This window comes from Mangrovibacillus sp. Mu-81, from assembly GCF_036867415.1.
Classification (GTDB): Bacteria; Bacillota; Bacilli; order Bacillales; family Bacillaceae_B; genus Rossellomorea.
Window position 1 is genome coordinate 1 of sequence record NZ_JBAJHU010000030.1, and the last position, 1,314, is coordinate 1,314.

The following is a 1,314-nucleotide window of genomic DNA, read 5'->3' on the forward strand; positions in this document are numbered from 1 at the left end:
CGATATGCTACTGGACTTTTCCGTTTCAATCTTGATTTAATTCTCAAATGATTGTAGTAATGCATGTATTCTTCTAGCTCGTCTTTAAAGTGCTCGATACTATCAAATTCCTGTAAATAAAGGAATTCGGATTTAAGTATCCCAAAAAAGTTTTCCATGACAGAGTTGTCATGACAGTTTCCTTTTCGAGACATGCTTTGTGTGATGTTATGTTCTTTCAGTGCCCTTCGGTACTGGGCCATTCGATAGTGCCAGCCCTGATCAGAATGAATCAAGAGCTCATCGTCTTCATTTACGTATTTTAATCCTTGTGCCAACATCGTTTCAACCAAATCAAACGTCGGTCTTGATTGAAGCGTATAGGTAATGATTTCTCCGTTAAACAGGTCTAAAATCGGGGACAGATAGAGCTTCTGTCCAAACAATTTAAATTCCGTAATGTCCGTCACCCACTTTTGGTTGGGTTTCTGGGCTCTAAAGTTACGGTTCAGGATGTTTGGAGCTGCTTTTCCGACTTCCCCTTTATACGATTTGTACTTTTTCATTCGCACAATGCATTTTAGTCCTAGGTCTCTCATAATTCGAAGTACTTTCTTTTTATTGACCGTATATCCTTTTTCCTGAAGGACGTCGGTAATGCGACGATATCCAAATCTCCCTGAGTGTCTATGGTAAATGAATTTTATCCTTCTTTTCCATTTACGGTCAGGGTCTGGTCGGTTCCATTTTTTTATAAGGTTGTAGTAAGTACTTTTGGGCATCTTAGCTACTTTAATCGTTCTAGTCACCGGGAACTCGTTCCTTAGTTCATATACTACTTTCGCTTTGATTTCGTTGGTGATTGTTCTTCCTGAACTAAGGATTTCAGCTTTTTTAAATACGCATTTTCCATACGAAGGTATTCAAGTTCTTTTTTCATATCTTCTGCCGACTGGTTGGTAGAGTTATCTTTGCCCTTTTTATTCTGATTGGAAGTCACTGTAGAAAGCCCCTTTCCTTTTGGTTCAAGGGCATCTTCTCCAGCTGTCTCCCACTTTTTCTTCCACCTGCGAACCATGCATGGATCTGGGATATGAAAAATGGCTGATGCCTCTCGAATGGAGTAATTCTTTTCCGTAATAGATTGAATTACCCTCAGTTTAAAGGCAGAAGGATAGTTTGTATAGGGAAAGGCAAAAGCTTTATCCCCATGGTAACGAACTAACATCACCCAGTAACGGAGAATGGACTCATCTACGCCAACTTGATTCGCTAGTTCTCGATAACTGACTAATTCATTTAGAAAACGTTTGGCAACTTGTAGTTTATATTCCA

The 1,314-nt window shown here is 39.3% G+C and carries 1 protein-coding gene; it reads right to left on the reverse strand.

From position 1 onward, the window contains the following. Nucleotides 1-1,314 (reverse strand): IS3 family transposase gene (locus V6B33_RS22005; RefSeq protein ID WP_442915580.1). Its coding sequence is split into 2 segments (ribosomal slippage), with 1,315 coding nucleotides annotated over them: nt 1-868 and nt 868-1,314; the frame shifts between segments, so codons are not numbered across the junction. This gene is flagged as partial in the annotation.